General features: G+C 72.0%; 15 protein-coding genes. 5 read left to right on the forward strand and 10 right to left on the reverse strand.

Going from position 1 to position 13,328, the window contains the following annotated elements; translation table 11 throughout:
• Positions 1 to 35: 35 nt before the first annotated feature.
• Positions 36 to 1,355: a Na+/H+ antiporter NhaA gene (gene nhaA, locus D7318_RS17315; RefSeq protein ID WP_120698021.1), complete on the forward strand. Its 1,320-nt coding sequence runs from the start codon at positions 36 to 38 to the stop codon at positions 1,353 to 1,355.
• Here the strand turns inward: nhaA and D7318_RS17320 are convergent.
• From D7318_RS17320 to D7318_RS17335, 4 genes are read right to left on the reverse strand one after another with little or no spacing between them, the layout of a single operon-like run.
• The gene (locus D7318_RS17320) at positions 1,328 to 2,395 is read right to left on the reverse strand and encodes an ABC transporter ATP-binding protein (protein WP_120698022.1); all 1,068 of its coding nucleotides are present in this window, start codon (positions 2,393 to 2,395) and stop codon (positions 1,328 to 1,330) included. The two genes, nhaA and D7318_RS17320, sit on opposite strands and share 28 nt — an antisense overlap.
• Complete coding sequence (locus tag D7318_RS17325; RefSeq protein ID WP_120698023.1) at positions 2,395 to 3,216, reverse strand: carbohydrate ABC transporter permease; 822 nt, start codon at positions 3,214 to 3,216, stop codon at positions 2,395 to 2,397. Before D7318_RS17325 ends, D7318_RS17320 begins: the two co-directional genes overlap by 1 nt.
• On the reverse strand, positions 3,213 to 4,124 hold the full coding sequence (locus tag D7318_RS17330; protein ID WP_120698024.1) for a carbohydrate ABC transporter permease: 912 nt from the start codon (positions 4,122 to 4,124) through the stop codon (positions 3,213 to 3,215). The genes D7318_RS17325 and D7318_RS17330 overlap by 4 nt, the downstream gene beginning before the upstream one ends.
• Positions 4,114 to 4,932 (reverse strand): extracellular solute-binding protein, encoded by an 819-nt coding sequence (locus tag D7318_RS17335; RefSeq protein ID WP_230423826.1) that lies wholly within the window; start codon positions 4,930 to 4,932, stop codon positions 4,114 to 4,116. Before D7318_RS17335 ends, D7318_RS17330 begins: the two co-directional genes overlap by 11 nt.
• A 107-nt stretch (positions 4,933 to 5,039) precedes the next feature.
• Here D7318_RS17335 and D7318_RS17340 point away from each other — a divergent pair, with 107 nt between their 5' ends.
• Complete coding sequence (locus D7318_RS17340; protein ID WP_120698126.1) at positions 5,040 to 5,252, forward strand: type II toxin-antitoxin system VapB family antitoxin; 213 nt, start codon at positions 5,040 to 5,042, stop codon at positions 5,250 to 5,252.
• Entirely contained in the window at positions 5,249 to 5,662 is a 414-nt protein-coding gene (locus D7318_RS17345; protein WP_120698025.1) for a PIN domain nuclease, read from the forward strand. The genes D7318_RS17340 and D7318_RS17345 overlap by 4 nt, the downstream gene beginning before the upstream one ends.
• Before the next feature lie 26 nt (positions 5,663 to 5,688).
• Here D7318_RS17345 and D7318_RS17350 read toward each other — a convergent pair whose 3' ends face one another.
• The 6 genes from D7318_RS17350 to D7318_RS17375 are packed head-to-tail and all read right to left on the reverse strand — an operon-like array spanning position 5,689 to position 11,276.
• On the reverse strand, positions 5,689 to 6,432 hold the full coding sequence (locus tag D7318_RS17350; protein ID WP_120698026.1) for a GntR family transcriptional regulator: 744 nt from the start codon (positions 6,430 to 6,432) through the stop codon (positions 5,689 to 5,691).
• A 4-nt stretch (positions 6,433 to 6,436) separates the two neighbouring features.
• Positions 6,437 to 7,465 (reverse strand): Gfo/Idh/MocA family protein, encoded by a 1,029-nt coding sequence (locus tag D7318_RS17355; RefSeq protein WP_120698027.1) that lies wholly within the window; start codon positions 7,463 to 7,465, stop codon positions 6,437 to 6,439.
• Positions 7,466 to 7,508: 43 nt separating this feature from the next.
• Entirely contained in the window at positions 7,509 to 8,396 is an 888-nt protein-coding gene (locus tag D7318_RS17360) for a sugar phosphate isomerase/epimerase family protein (RefSeq protein ID WP_120698028.1), read from the reverse strand.
• Positions 8,393 to 9,268: an ATP-binding cassette domain-containing protein gene (locus D7318_RS17365; RefSeq protein WP_120698029.1), complete on the reverse strand. Its 876-nt coding sequence runs from the start codon at positions 9,266 to 9,268 to the stop codon at positions 8,393 to 8,395. Before D7318_RS17365 ends, D7318_RS17360 begins: the two co-directional genes overlap by 4 nt.
• Positions 9,265 to 10,278, reverse strand: a complete 1,014-nt coding sequence (locus D7318_RS17370; RefSeq protein WP_120698030.1) for an ABC transporter permease — start codon at positions 10,276 to 10,278, stop codon at positions 9,265 to 9,267. The genes D7318_RS17365 and D7318_RS17370 overlap by 4 nt, the downstream gene beginning before the upstream one ends.
• Positions 10,275 to 11,276: a substrate-binding domain-containing protein gene (locus tag D7318_RS17375; RefSeq protein ID WP_120698031.1), complete on the reverse strand. Its 1,002-nt coding sequence runs from the start codon at positions 11,274 to 11,276 to the stop codon at positions 10,275 to 10,277. The genes D7318_RS17370 and D7318_RS17375 overlap by 4 nt, the downstream gene beginning before the upstream one ends.
• 173 nt (positions 11,277 to 11,449) lie before the next feature.
• Between D7318_RS17375 and iolC the strand changes: the two genes are divergently transcribed.
• Together iolC and D7318_RS17385 are read left to right on the forward strand one after the other, a co-directional pair.
• Positions 11,450 to 12,442, forward strand: a complete 993-nt coding sequence (iolC, locus tag D7318_RS17380; protein WP_120698032.1) for a 5-dehydro-2-deoxygluconokinase — start codon at positions 11,450 to 11,452, stop codon at positions 12,440 to 12,442.
• Complete coding sequence (locus D7318_RS17385; RefSeq protein WP_120698033.1) at positions 12,439 to 13,326, forward strand: Cgl0159 family (beta/alpha)8-fold protein; 888 nt, start codon at positions 12,439 to 12,441, stop codon at positions 13,324 to 13,326. Before iolC ends, D7318_RS17385 begins: the two co-directional genes overlap by 4 nt.
• Positions 13,327 to 13,328: the final 2 nt, after the last annotated feature.

A 13,328-nucleotide genomic window follows, 5' to 3' on the forward strand; every position in this document is an offset into this window, starting at 1 on the left:
GCGACCTGCCCGTACCCGCTGAAAGGCCCGCCACCATGGCTTCCCAGGACTCCCTGTCGTTCCCGCGCCCGCCGAGCGATCCGAGGGCCGACGAGGAGCGCAACCGCAGAACGGTCGCGGAGTTCCTGCGCCTGGAGGCCTCGGGCGGGCTGCTCCTGCTGATCGCCGCGGCCGTCGCCCTGGTCCTGGCGAACTCGCCGCTCGACGACACCTACGCCGACGTCCGCGACCACCACCTCGCGATCCCGGCGCTCGGGCTCGACCTCTCCGTGGGTCACTGGGCGTCGGACGGGCTGCTCGCCGTCTTCTTCTTCGTCGCCGGGATCGAGCTCAAGCGCGAGCTGGTCGCCGGTGAGCTGCGCCGCCCCGCCACGGCCGTGCTGCCCGTGGTCGCCGCGATCGGCGGCATGGCCGTGCCCGCGCTCATCTCCGTCGCGGTCAACGGCGTGGGCGGGGGCGACCAGGGCGGCTGGGCCGTGCCGATGGCCACCGACATCGCGTTCGCGCTCGGCGTGCTCGCGGTGGTGGGGCGCCGTCTGCCGTCCGCGCTACGGGTGTTCCTGCTGACCCTCGCCGTGGTGGACGACCTGATCGCGATCATCGTCATCGCCATCTTCTTCACCTCGGGCCTCGACCTCTGGGCGCTCGCCGGTGCCGTCGCCGGTCTCGTCCTCTTCCATCTGCTGCACCACAGGGGCGTGCGCGGCTGGCACGGCGCCTGGTACGTGTATGTGCCACTCGCGCTCGCCATCTGGGTGCTGATGGCCAACAGCGGCATCCACGCCACGATCGCCGGGGTCGCCATGGGCATGCTGCTGCGCAGCGTCCCTGGCCCGCTGGAGAAGCAGTCACCGGCCGAACGCGTCGGGCACCTGGTCCACCCCTACTCGGCGGGGATCGCGGTGCCGCTGTTCGCGCTCTTCGCGGCGGGGGTGCCCGTCTCGGGCGACACGCTGTCCTCGCTCGTGAGCGAGCCCGAGCCGCTGGGCGCCGCGCTCGGCCTGCTGCTCGGCAAGACGATCGGCGTCTTCGGCACCACCTACCTGGTGGCGCGCTTCACCCGGGCCCGGCTGAGCCCGACGCTGAGGTGGCCCGACGTGTTCGGCGGCGCGCTGCTCGCGGGCATCGGGTTCACGGTGTCGCTGCTGATCACCGAGCTGTCGTTCGCCGACACCCCGGCGCTCGAGGAGCAGGTCAAGGCGGCGGTGCTCGCCGGGTCGCTGTGCGCGGCGCTGATCGCTTCGGCCGTGCTGCTCGCGCGCGGGCGCCGCCAGCCGCGGGCGGCGGACGACGGGGGCGGCGGTGGCGAGGGCGGCGCCCCTGCTGGTCAGGGGACGAGCGCGCCGTCGCGGTAGAGCAGGACCCGGTCCGGCCTCGGCACCGCCCATGCGGCGGTGCCGGGCGCGACCTCGGTGTCCTCGTCGACCACGACCTGTATGGACCCCGACTCCCCGTCGAGGGTGACGAGTTGGGCGCTGCCCAGGTTCTCGACGACGGTGACCTCGCCGGAGAACGCTCCCCCGGTGGGTTCTCCGGCGTAGGTCAGATACTCGGGCCGCACCCCGTAGACCACCGGGTCGCCGGGGGCGAGCGCCCCGGCGCCGGGGCCGCCCGGCACCTCGGCGGGGCCGACGGCGACCCGGCCGCCTTCGCGGACCTCGCCTTCGAGCAGGTTCATGGGGGTCGAGCCGATGAACGACGCGACAAACGTGTTCGCGGGGCGCCGGAACACCTCGGCCGGTGTGCCCACCTGGCGCACCCGCCCGTCCTCCATGCCCGCGACGCGGTCGGCGAGCGCCAGCGCCTCGGCCTGGTCGTGGGTGACGAACACGCAGGTGATCCGCAGCTCGCGCTGGAGCCGCTTGAGGAACGTGCGGGCCTCGAGGCGCATGCGGGCGTCGAGGTTGGACAGCGGCTCGTCGAGCAGGAACGCGCGCGGGTGGCACGCCATCGCCCGGGCGAGCGCGACCCGTTGCTGCTGCCCGCCCGAGAGCTGCGCCGGGCGGCGCTCCAACAGCGCGTCGAGGCCCAACTCCCCTGCGGTCCCCGCCGCCTTGGCCCGGCGCTCGGCGCCGCCGACCTGTCTGATGCGCAGCGGATAGGCGATGTTGTCGGTGACCGTCATGTGCGGGAAGAGGGCGTAGTCCTGGAACACCATCGCGACGTCCCGCCGCCCCGGCGGCAGCGCGGTGACGTCGTCGCCGCCGATGAGGACCGCTCCCCCGGTGGCCTCCTCGAGCCCCGCGATGGTGCGCAGCAGGGTGGTCTTGCCGCACCCCGAGGGCCCGAGCAGCGCGAAGAACTCGCCGTCGGCGATGGCCAGTTCGACGCCGTCCAGGGCGGTCACCCCACCGGGGTAGACCTTGGAGAGCCGGACCAGGTCGATGGCTGACATCAGTGCTTGATCCCTCCGTGGAAGCGGAAGCCGTACCGGGACGAGACGAACAGGAACATCGCGACCACCGGCAGGGAGTAGAGCAGGGAGAACGTGGAGATCAGCGCGAGGTCGGGCTGGCCGCCCTCGGTGTAGAAGGTGTACATCACCACGGCGGCGGGGGACTTCTCGGGCGAGCGCAGCAGGAGGAAGGGGATCAGGAAGTTCCCCCACACCTGGGCGACGGACCACACGGCGATGGTGGCGAGGCCCGGGCGGATCAGCGGGACGACGATGTGCCGCACGATCTGGAGCGGTGAGGCGCCGAAGACGCGCGCGGACTCCTCGTAGGAGCGGGGCGTGGCGTCGGTGAAGTCCTTGAGGATGAAGACCGCGCTGGGCAGCAGGCCGCCGCTGAGCACCAGGATCACCCCCAACTGGGAGTCGATCAGGTCGAGTTCGTAGGCGAGGTTGAACAGCGGGACCATCGCGGCGGTGCCGGTGACGATCGAGGAGAGCAGCAGCAGGGCGTAGAGCAGCGCGTCGCGGCCGGGCAGCCGGACGCGGCTGAGGGCGTAGGCGGCGAGCGCGGCCAGGGTGACCACGATGGCGCCGGTCCCCGCGGCGAGCACGAGCGAATTGCGCAGCGAGCGCAGGGCGTTCTCGTTGTCGAGCAGCTCGCGGAAGTTGTCGAGGGTGAAGCTCGGCAGCGAGGCGGCGACGCCGGGGGCGCGGTCGAACGGCGCGAACGCCAGCCACAGCAGGGGCAGCGAGAAGAACGCCAGCAGCAGGCAGATCAGGGTGTAGCGGCCGATGACGGCGAGGAACCGGCGTGGGCTCATGGGGACTTCACCACCTCGGCGGTCCGCTTCGGGGCGCGGTCGCGGCGGCGGAGCAGGCGGACGTAGACCAGGGCGATCACGAGGTTGATGAGCAGCATCAGCACCGAGAGGGCGGCGCCGTAGCCCAACTCGCCGTCGAAGATGGCCGTCTTGTAGATGAAGACGGGGATCATCTCGGTCTCGTCGCCGGGGCCGCCGTTGGTGAGCAGGAACGGCGTGAAGTCGTTGAACGTCCACAGGCTGATCAGCAGCAGGTTGGTGAGGATGTGGCCACGGATCGCCGGGAACACCACGTCGCGCAGCTGCTGCCAGCCCGATGCCCCGGCGAGCCGCGCGGTCTCGAGCTGGGTGGGCGAGACGGTGCCGAGCGCGGCGGCGTAGAGCATCATCGAGAACGCCGTGCCGCGCCAGATGTTGAAGACGATGATCGACGCCATCGGGTGCTCGACGAGCCAGGCCGTACCCGGCGTGCCCAGCAGGGAGTTGAGCGTGCCGTCGTCGCGGTCGAGAAGCGCGATCCACAGGAACGCCACCACCGAGCTGGGCAGGATCCAGGCCAGCAGCACGAGCCCCTCGACCAGGCGGCGCAGCGCACCGCCGCGCTCGCGCAGCAGCCAGGCGATGGCGAAGCCGAGCACGGCCTGGCCGAGGACGGCGGAGCCGATGACGAACTGGAGGGTCAGGCCGAGGGAGTGGGTGAACTCCTCCTCGTCCAGGGCGCGTTCGACGTTGTCCAGGCCGGTGACCTGGGGGTCGGCGGCGGCCAGGCCCGTCAACTGGTAGTCGGTGGCGCCCAGATAGACCGTCCACAGGGCGGGGAAGACCAGGAAGGCGGCGATCAGCAGCAGCGCCGGTGCGACGAACGCCGCGGCCCTTCCCCGCCCGAGCCCCGCGGCGTCAGTCGCCACCGCCGGAGACCTCCTCGAGGCCCGAGGCGTACTCCTGGGCCGCCTCGGCCGGGCCGCGGTCGCCCGTGGCGACCGCTCCCGTGGCCTCCTGGAGCAGCACCGAGACCTGGGGGTACTCCGCGAGCGGCGGGCGGTAGCTGGTGAGGGGCGGCACCTCGTCGGCGATGAAGCTGAGCATCGGGTCGCCGGTGAGCACCTGGTCGTTGACGTCGGTGCGCGCGGTGATGCGGGCGTCGCCGTCGACGGCCGCGGTGATGGCCTCGGCCGAGTTCATGAATTGGAGCAGCTCATGGGCCAACTCGGCGTTGTCGCTCGCGGGGTTGACGGCGCGGACGCTGCCGCCCGATGTGGAGACGAAGTCCTGTCCTCGCACGCCCGCGCCTGGCTGGACGGCGGGGATGAGCGCGTAGCCGACGGCCTCGTCGCGGTTCTCCCTCGGGGCGGTGCCGCCCTCGGGGTTGACCACGCTGCGCCAGAAGTAGTCGCCCTCGACGAGCATGCCGACCGTTCCCTCGGCGAACCGCTCGAACGACTTGTCCCGCCCCTGTGCCTCCTGTTGGAGCACCGGGTCGCCCAACCCGCCGCCGTAGACGTCCTCGTAGAGCCCGAGCACGTCGCGCAGCCCCGGGGTGTCACCGGCCCAGCTGTCGCCGTCGTGGATCTCCTCGCCGGTCCCGGCGAGCAGTGGCAGCAGCCCCTGCATCGTGGTGGCCTCGCCCATGGCCGTCCCGGCGTTGAGCTGGATCGGGGTGACGCCGTCGAGCGCGGAGAGGGCCTCGCCCGCCTCCAGGATGTCGGCGGCCAGCACCGGCTGACCGCCAGTAGCGGCCGAGATGAGCCCAGGTGCGGCCGGAGCGCAGCAGGTATATACTGATCAACGATTTCGTATATCCATGGATGGCGGGAGCGCAAGTCATGACCAAGATGCTGGTGGACATCGACGATGAGGCATTGGCGGACGCGGCGCGGGTGTTCGGGACAAAGACCAAGAAGGACACGGTCAACACGGCCCTCCGGGAGGCGACGCTGCGCATAAGGCGCGCGAGAGCTTTGGAGCTCTTGGGCGAGATGGCAGACCAAGGAGACTTCGACGCCTATCTGGGCAACAAGAGGTCGTATCGCCCGTGAGCTCGTGCCTTTACCTCATCGACACCTCCGCAGTGTTCCGAATCCTCCAGAAGCAGGTCAGGGATGACTGGAGCAGCGCTCTGACCGCAGGCATCATCGCCGTCTGCCCGGCGGTCGAGCTGGAGGTCCTCTACTCGGCCCGGTCTCTGGCCGATCGTTCCAAGAAGCGTGAGCTGCTGCGCGCGCTGTTCGCCTGGGTGCCCATGCCCGAAGCCGCGTTCGAGCGTGCACAGGAGCTTCAGCAGACTCTGACCGAGTCCGGCCTCCACCGCTCGGCGGGCGCCATCGATCTGCTGGTCGCGGCGACAGCTGAGCGAGAAGGGCTGATCGTATTGCACGACGACCGCGACTACGAGGCTGTCTCCCGAGTGACCGGCCTGCCGGTCAAGCGGGTGGTCCATCCCGATTGATCGACCGCCGCAAGGCGGCCAGGGCCTCACGAGCGCATCAGCAGGCGCAGCTCGAACGTGTAGCGCGAGGCGCGGTAGAGGTGGGTGGCGTATTCCACCGCGCGGCCCGTGTCGTCGAACGCCGTGCGGCGCATGCTCAGGAGGGGGGCACCCTGGGGCTCGGACAGCAGCGTCGCCTCGTCGGGGGTGGCCGCGCGGGCGCCTATCGACTGGCTCGCGCTGTGCAGCGTGACGCCGCCCGCGCGGATGAGGCGGTAGAGGCCCGTGGACTCCAGGTCCGCGCGGGTGAAGGCGGGCAGCCCCGGCGGGAGGTAGTTCCGCAGGAACGCCAGCGGGTCGCCATGGGTGAGGCGGAGGCGTTCGATGCGCTGGACCTCGCTGCCCTCGCCGACGCCGAGGGCCGCCGCCACCTCGGGCGGCGCGGGGACCGTGCCGAGGTCGATGACGCGGGTGCCGGGCCGCTGCCCGGCCGCCGCGAGGTCGTCGTAGAGGCTGCTCAGCTCCAGCGGGCGCCGCACCTGGCTGTGCACGACCTGGGTGCCCACGCCGCGGCGCCGCACCAGCAGCCCCTTGTCCACCAGCGCCTGGATCGCCTGACGGACCGTCGGGCGGGAGAGCCCGAGGCGGCCCGCGAGGTCGATCTCGTTGACCAGCAGCGTGCCGGGCAGCAACTCTCCCTGCTCGATGGCCGCTTCGAGCTGTTGCGAGAGCTGGAAGTACAACGGCACCGGGCTGGTGCGGTCGATGCTGAACTGCACGTCCACGGCCATGACCCTATCGCCGGTGGAACGGCGGCCGTTCCGCCATCTCCACCGCCACCCGCCGCCCGGTGCGCTGCGCCTCCACCCCCGCCTCGCAGGCCGCGGCCACCGCGTAGCCGTCCCACACGCCGGGTCCCGTGGCCTCCCCGCGCCGCGTCGCGTCCACCCACGCCTGGACCTCGCGGTCGTAGGCGTCGGCGAAGCGGCTCAGATAGCCCTGGTCGATCGAACCTCCCCAGCGCCCGGCCGCGTTGGTCATCAGGCCGTGCGCCTCGCCGATGCGCGCGGTGCCGCGCTCGCACACGGCCTCGGCCTGGACCTGGTAGCCGAAGCCGCAGTTGCCGAAGATCTCGACGTCCACGAGCACCCCGCCGTCGGTCTCGAAGACCACCAACTGCGGGTCGTTCAGGCCCCCTTCGGGAGCGGACCCGGCCGCGGCCCGGTGCACGCGGACCGCGGTGATCTCCTGGCCCAGCAGCCAGCGGGCCGCGTCGAACTCGTGGGAGACCGAGTCGTTGATGAGGTGGGCGTCGGTGAAGTACGGCGGAACCGACACGTTGCGGTGGCGGCAGTGCAGCAGCAGCGGGCGGCCCAGCTCGCGGTCGGCGAGCAGCCGCGCGAGGCGCAGATACTCCGCGTCGTAGCGCCGCATGAAGCCGACCTGCACGCGCCGGTGGCCCAGCTTCTCCTCGGCCTCGGCGACCCGCAGGGCGCCCGCCGCGTCGGGGGTCATCGGCTTCTCGCACAGGATCGGCAGGTCGCGTTCGAGCGCCATGAGCAGGGACTCCTCATGCGCCGCGCCAGGGGAGGCGATCAGCACGGCCGAGACCCCGGGCGCGGCCATCGCCGCGCCCGGGTCCGTGTGCGCGGAGCAGCCCTCGATGCCCTCGGCCAGGGCCGCCGCCCGGTCGCCATCGACATCGGCGACGGCGGCGACCCTGGCGCCGCTGATCAGCCCGTCGATGCGGCGGACGTGGTCGGCGCCCATGCTGCCCGCGCCGATGACGGCCACGCCGAGCTCGGCGGCGGCGGTGGTGGTCATGGAACAACTCCTCGCTGTGCGGCGGTGCTCGGTCGTGCGTGGGTCAGGCGCCGCAGGACGCCAGGAAGCGGCGGGTGCGGCGGGCGATGGGCAGGGGGCGGTCGGGCGGGCAGGGGTACATGTCCTGCTCGACGATGGCGAAGAGGTCCACGCCCAGGGACGTGGCCGCGTCCAGGATCGGCGGCAGCGCGGGGACCCCGTCGGGCGGCTCGCACATCACGCCGCGCCGCACGGCGGGCCCGAACGGCAGCCGCTGCTCGTGGACTTCGGCGAGGACCGCGGGGTCGACCTGCTTGAGGTGGAGATAGCCGATGCGCTCGCCGAAGGCCTGGATGAGCCGGAGGTTGTCGCCGCCGCAGTAGGCGTAGTGGCCGGTGTCGAGGCACAGGCTGACGGCGTCGGGGTCGGTGGCGTGCAGGAAGCGGGCGACGTTCTCCTCGGTGTCGATGTGGGTGTCGGCGTGCGGGTGGACGACCATGGTGAGGCCGTGCTCCTCGCGCAGCCGGTGGCCGAGCCGGTCCATGCCGCTGACGAGGTGGGCGAACTGGGTGGGCCCCAGGCGCCCGGGCTCGGTCTCCTCGCCCGTCGCCGGGTCGCGCCAGAACTCGGGGATGACCACGAGGTGTTCGGCGTTCATCGCGCGGGTCAGGGCGGCGACGCGGCCGACGTGCTCCCAGGTGGACTCCCACACCGCGGGCCCGTGGTGCAGGGCGGTGAAGACGGTCCCCGCGGAGACGCTCAGGCCGCGGGCGGCCAGCTCGGCGCCCAACCGGCCCGGGTCGGTGGGCAGATAGCCGTAGGGGCCGAGCTCGATCCACGAGTAGCCCGCCTCGGAGACCTCGTCGAGGAAACGCCCCCAGGGGACCTGCTGAGGGTCGTCGGGGAACCACACACCCCAGGAGTCGGGTGCTGAGCCGACACGGATCGTCATCGTTCCGTCACGTCCTCTCCATCCGTGCCATCCGTCGTGCCATCCGTCGTGCCGTCTGCCGTGCTGTCGGTCGTTCCGTTGGCCAACTCGCGTTCCAGGACGGCCAGTTCGGCGCCGCCCGCCATGTGCAGGGTCAGGTCGTCCAGCGTGACGTCGGCGCGTGGGGCGCTCAGCTCGACCTCGCCGAGCCGCAGCACCGTGAAGTGGTCGCCGACCAGGTGGGCGTGGTGGGGGTTGTGCGTGATGAGGACGACGCCGAGGCCGCGCTCGCGGGCGGCGGCGATGTACTTGAGGACGACGCCCGACTGCCTGACGCCGAGCGCGGCGGTCGGCTCGTCGAGGATCAGCACGCGGGCGCCGAAGTGGATGGCGCGGGCGATGGCGACGGACTGCCGCTGGCCGCCGGAGAGCGAGCCGACGGGCTGGTCGAGGTCGTCGAGCGCGATGCCCATGGCCCGCAGCTCCCCGTCGGCCACCCGCCGCATCCCGGGGATGTCGAGCCACTGGAACGGCCAGCGTCCACGGGTGAGTTCGGAGCCGAGGAAGAAGTTGCGCCAGACGGGCATCAGGGTCACCGTGGCGAGGTCCTGGTAGACGGCGGCGATGCCGCGGCGCAGCGCCTCGCGCGGGCCGCCGAGCCTGACCGGCTCGCCGTCGATGCGCAGCTCACCCTCGGAGTGCCGGTGCAGCCCCGAGATGATCTTGATGAGGGTGGACTTGCCCGCGCCGTTGTCGCCGAGGACGCACGCGACCTCGCCCGCGCGGACGGTGAGGTCCACGTCGTGCAGGGCGCGGATGGTCCCGTAGGACTTGCCGACGCCGCGCAGCTCGACCAGCGGGGCGGCGACCGCGGATGGGCCGGGGCCGGTCATGTCAGCCTCCTGGTGGTGGCCTGCTTGCGGACGTACAGGTTGAGCAGGGTGGCCAGCAGCAGCACCGAGCCGAGGAAGAACATGAACCAGTCGGCGTCCCAGTTGGCGTAGACGATGCCCTGGGAGACCATGCCGAAGAGGAACGCGCCGATCACCGGGCCGGGGATGGAGCCGAAGCCGCCGGTCAGCAGGCAGCCGCCGATGACGGCCGCGGCGATGTACAGCAGCTCGTTGCCGACGCCGCCGCCCGACTGGATGGTGTTGAACGCGAACAGCTGGTGCATCCCGACGAACCACGCGGTGAAGCCGACCAGCATGAACAGGCTGACCTTGACGAACGTCACCGGCACGCCCACCGCCCGCGCGCTGTCCCGGTGGCCGCCGACGGCGAAGATCCAGTTGCCGTAGGTGGTCCGCAGCAGCACCCAGGTGGCCAGCAGCGCGAAGCCGAGCCACCACAGCACGGTGATCCGGATGCCGGTGCCGCCGATCGAGACGCTGGATGCGAAGAGGTCCCGCGCCTGGTCGAATCCGTCCATGTCGCGGATCGAATCGGTCGCGACATGGCCCGTGATGGCCTTGGTGACGGCAAGGTTGAGGCCCTGGAGCATCAGGAACGTGCCCAGAGTGATCAGAAAGCTGGGCAGTCCGGTCTTGACGAGCATGATCCCGTTGAACGCCCCGATGGCGAGCGCCAGGACGAGCGCCACGAGGACGCCCATCCACACGTTGAGCGTGAGCTGGAACGCGAACATGCTGGCCGTCAGCGACGACGTCGTCACCGCCACGCCCGCCGACAGGTCGAACTCCCCGCCGATCATCAGCAGCGCGACGGACAGGCCCATGATGCCGAGCGTCGACGACTGGTAGAGCACGGTGGCGAGCGAGTCGAACTGCCGGAACGTCGGCGCGACGGCGAAGAAGAACGCATAGACGGCGAGCGCCCCGATCAGCGCCCCCGTCTCGGGCCTGGCCAGCACGCGGCGGACCCGCTGGGTGGTCGTCGTCATCGGGTGCCGTTCCTGGCGAAGTCGGCGATGGTGTCGATGTTCTCGCCGTCGACGAACGCGGGCCCGGTGAGCACGGGTTGCTCGCCGCCCCCGCTGAAGTTCCCGTTGGTGTGGTAGAGCCACAGGCAGTCGATCGCCAAGTACCCCTGGAGATACGGCTGCTGGTCGACGGCGAACTGGATGTCGCCCTCCTCGATGGAGGTGACCAGCTCGGTGTTGAGGTCGAACGTGGCGATCTCCGCGTCGCTCCCCGCGTCCGCCACCGAGTCGACGGCGGTGAGCGCGAACGGCGCGCCGAGCGCCACGACATAGTCGATCGAGTCGTCCTGGCGCAGCTTGGCCTCGATCGTGGAGCGGACCGACGGCATGTCGGCGCCCTCCACGTACAGCACCTCGGTCTCGCCGTCGAACGCCTCGGCGACGCCCGCGCAGCGGGCCTCGTGCCCGACGTTGCCCTGCTCGTGGATGACGCACACGGTGTGCTCGGCGCCGATCTCGTCGAGCCGCTCGCCGAACGCCCGGCCCGAGACGATCTCGTCCTGGCCGAAGAAGGACAGTAGGTCGAGGTCGCGCCAGGCGTCCATGCCGGAGTTGAGGCCCACGACCGGGATCCCGGCCTCGCGGGCCTGCGCTATCGCGCCCGAGAGCCCCTCGGGGTTGGCCAGCGAGACGGCTATGCCGTCCACGTCCTGGTCGATGGCGTTCTGGATCAGGTTGGCCTGGCCCGAGACGCTGGGGTCGCTCGAGTAGATCAGCTCGGCGTTGCTCTTGTGCGCGGCCGTCTCGGCGCCCTCGCGGACGGTGTCCCAGAACGTGTCGCCCGGCGCCCCGTGGGTGATCAACGCGACCGTCATCCGGGGGGTGTCGGCCTGTCCGACCTCGCCCTCCTCCGCGCGGTCCTGGGCTGCCTTGCCGCCGGAGTCGCTTGAGCAGCCCGCGGCGAGCAGGGCGCCCGCGGCCACGAGGGCCGCGAGGGCGGAGCGGTGGGCGCGTTTCATCGGGGTACCTCACTTCGCTGTGAGAGAGCGGAGGGATCGGGGAATCGGGGGAATCGGGGGACGTTCCGGGCGACGTTGCTGATCGGCAGCAAACTCCCGGGCGCGCGACGTGTCAATACTTTGTCAGGACAATATATTGACAGGTGATCCCTCCGGGCCTACACCTGGGAGGCATGGCCGGACCACTGGACCTGATCACCATGGGACGCATCGGCGTTGACATCTACCCGCTCCAGACCGGTGTGCCACTGCCGCGCGTGGAGACGTTCGGGAAATTCCTCGGTGGCTCGCCCACCAACGTGGCCGTCGCCGCCGCCCGGTTGGGCCGCAGCGCGGCCGTCATCAGCCGGACAGGGGCCGACCCGTTCGGCGTGTACTGCCATGACGCGCTGCGGGAGTTCGGCGTGGACGACCGCTGGGTGAGCGACGTGCCCGCGTATCCGACGCCCGTCACCTTCTGCGAGGTGTTCCCGCCCGACCACTTCCCGCTGTACTTCTACCGGCTGCCCACCGCGCCCGATCTGGTCATCCACGCCGAGGAGTTGGACCTGGCCGCGATCGCGGCCTCGCGCGTCTTCTGGGTGACGGGGACGGGTCTGTGCCAGGAGCCCAGCCGCAGCGCGACGCTGGCCGCGCTCGCGGCGCGGCCGAGGGGCGGCGGCGCGGTGACGGTCTTCGACCTGGACTGGCGGCCGATGTTCTGGCCCGATGGCTCCCCCGAGGCGGCCCGCCCGCACTACGCGGCGGCGCTGGCCCACGCCACGGTCGCGGTCGGGAACGTCGAGGAGTGCGCCGTCGCCACCGGGGAACGCGAACCCCTGGCGTGCGCCGAGGCGTTGCTCGCCGCCGGGGTCGACCTCGCCGTCGTCAAGAGGGGCGGGGACGGCGTGCTCGCGCTGCGCCGCGACGGCACCGCGGCCGAGGTCCCGCCACACCCGGTCGAGGTGGTCAACGGTCTTGGCGCGGGCGACGCGTTCGGCGGCGCGCTGGTCCACGGGCTGCTCGCGGGCTGGCCGCCCGAGCGCACGATGCGGTACGCCAACGCCGCGGGCGCGCTGGTCGCGGGCCGCCTCGCCTGCTCGTCAGCGATGCCCTACCCGGACGAGGTCGAGGCCCTGCTCGCCGCGCGGGGCGGCCCCGACGACGGTGCGGAGGTGGCGCGTTGAGCATAGACGTGAAGGAGCTCGCCGGGACGCGCGCCCGGCGCCCCCAGGCCATCGCCGAGGCGGCGGCGCGGCGGCGGCGCAGGCCCCTGGTGGGCGCGGGCGGCCGGGTGCTGATCATCGCGGCCGACCACCCCGCGCGCGGCGCGCTCGCCGTGGGCGGCGACCCCCTCGCCATGGGCGACAGGGCCGACCTGCTCGAACGGCTCACCCTCGCGCTCTCCCGGCCCGGCGTCGACGGGGTGCTCGGCACCGCGGACATCCTCGAAGACCTGCTGCTGCTCGGCGCGTTGGAGAACCGGGTCGCGGTCGGGTCGATGAACAGGGGCGGCCTCGCGGGAGCGGCGTTCGAGCTCGACGACCGCTTCACGGGCCATCGCGCCCAGGACATCGAGCGGTGGGGCCTCGACGCGGGCAAGCTGCTGCTGCGGATCGACCGCTCCGACCCGGGATCGCTCACCACGCTGCACGCCGCCGCCCGCGCGATCGACGACATGGCCGCGCGCCAACTCCCGGTCTTCGTCGAGCCGTTCCTGTGCCACCGGGTGGACGGGCGGCTGGTCAACGACCTGAGCCCGGAGGCGGTCGCCACCTCGCTCGCCATCGCCTCCGGCCTCGGCGGCACGTCCGCGTACACGTGGCTCAAGGTGCCCGTCACCGCCGACCCCGACGCGATGGAACGCGCCCTGGCCGCGACGACGTTGCCCGTCGTGCTGCTCGGCGGCGACGTGCGCGGCGACCAGGACGCCGCCTATGCCCGCTGGCGGCGCGCCCTCCGACTCCCCACCGTGCAGGGCCTGGTGGTGGGCCGCTCGCTGCTCTATCCGGCGGACGGCGACGTCAGGAAGGCCGTGGACACGGCCGTCGGACTGATCCAGGACCGCTGAAG

The organism is Streptomyces radicis (genome assembly GCF_003626575.1).
Taxonomy (GTDB): Bacteria; Actinomycetota; Actinomycetes; order Streptomycetales; family Streptomycetaceae; genus Streptomyces; species Streptomyces radicis.

What these genes read in the sequence shown, in the direction of transcription:
- nhaA (WP_120698021.1), top strand. Translation starts at nt 36, where the DNA reads ATGGCTTCCCAGGACTCCCTGTCGTTCCCGCGCCCGCCGAGCGATCCG.
- D7318_RS17320 (WP_120698022.1), bottom strand. Translation starts at nt 2,395, where the DNA reads ATGTCAGCCATCGACCTGGTCCGGCTCTCCAAGGTCTACCCCGGTGGG.
- D7318_RS17325 (WP_120698023.1), bottom strand. Translation starts at nt 3,216, where the DNA reads ATGAGCCCACGCCGGTTCCTCGCCGTCATCGGCCGCTACACCCTGATC.
- D7318_RS17340 (WP_120698126.1), top strand. Translation starts at nt 5,040, where the DNA reads ATGACCAAGATGCTGGTGGACATCGACGATGAGGCATTGGCGGACGCG.
- D7318_RS17350 (WP_120698026.1), bottom strand. Translation starts at nt 6,432, where the DNA reads ATGGCCGTGGACGTGCAGTTCAGCATCGACCGCACCAGCCCGGTGCCG.
- D7318_RS17355 (WP_120698027.1), bottom strand. Translation starts at nt 7,465, where the DNA reads ATGACCACCACCGCCGCCGCCGAGCTCGGCGTGGCCGTCATCGGCGCG.
- D7318_RS17360 (WP_120698028.1), bottom strand. Translation starts at nt 8,396, where the DNA reads ATGACGATCCGTGTCGGCTCAGCACCCGACTCCTGGGGTGTGTGGTTC.
- D7318_RS17365 (WP_120698029.1), bottom strand. Translation starts at nt 9,268, where the DNA reads ATGACCGGCCCCGGCCCATCCGCGGTCGCCGCCCCGCTGGTCGAGCTG.
- D7318_RS17370 (WP_120698030.1), bottom strand. Translation starts at nt 10,278, where the DNA reads ATGACGACGACCACCCAGCGGGTCCGCCGCGTGCTGGCCAGGCCCGAG.
- D7318_RS17375 (WP_120698031.1), bottom strand. Translation starts at nt 11,276, where the DNA reads ATGAAACGCGCCCACCGCTCCGCCCTCGCGGCCCTCGTGGCCGCGGGC.
- iolC (WP_120698032.1), top strand. Translation starts at nt 11,450, where the DNA reads ATGGCCGGACCACTGGACCTGATCACCATGGGACGCATCGGCGTTGAC.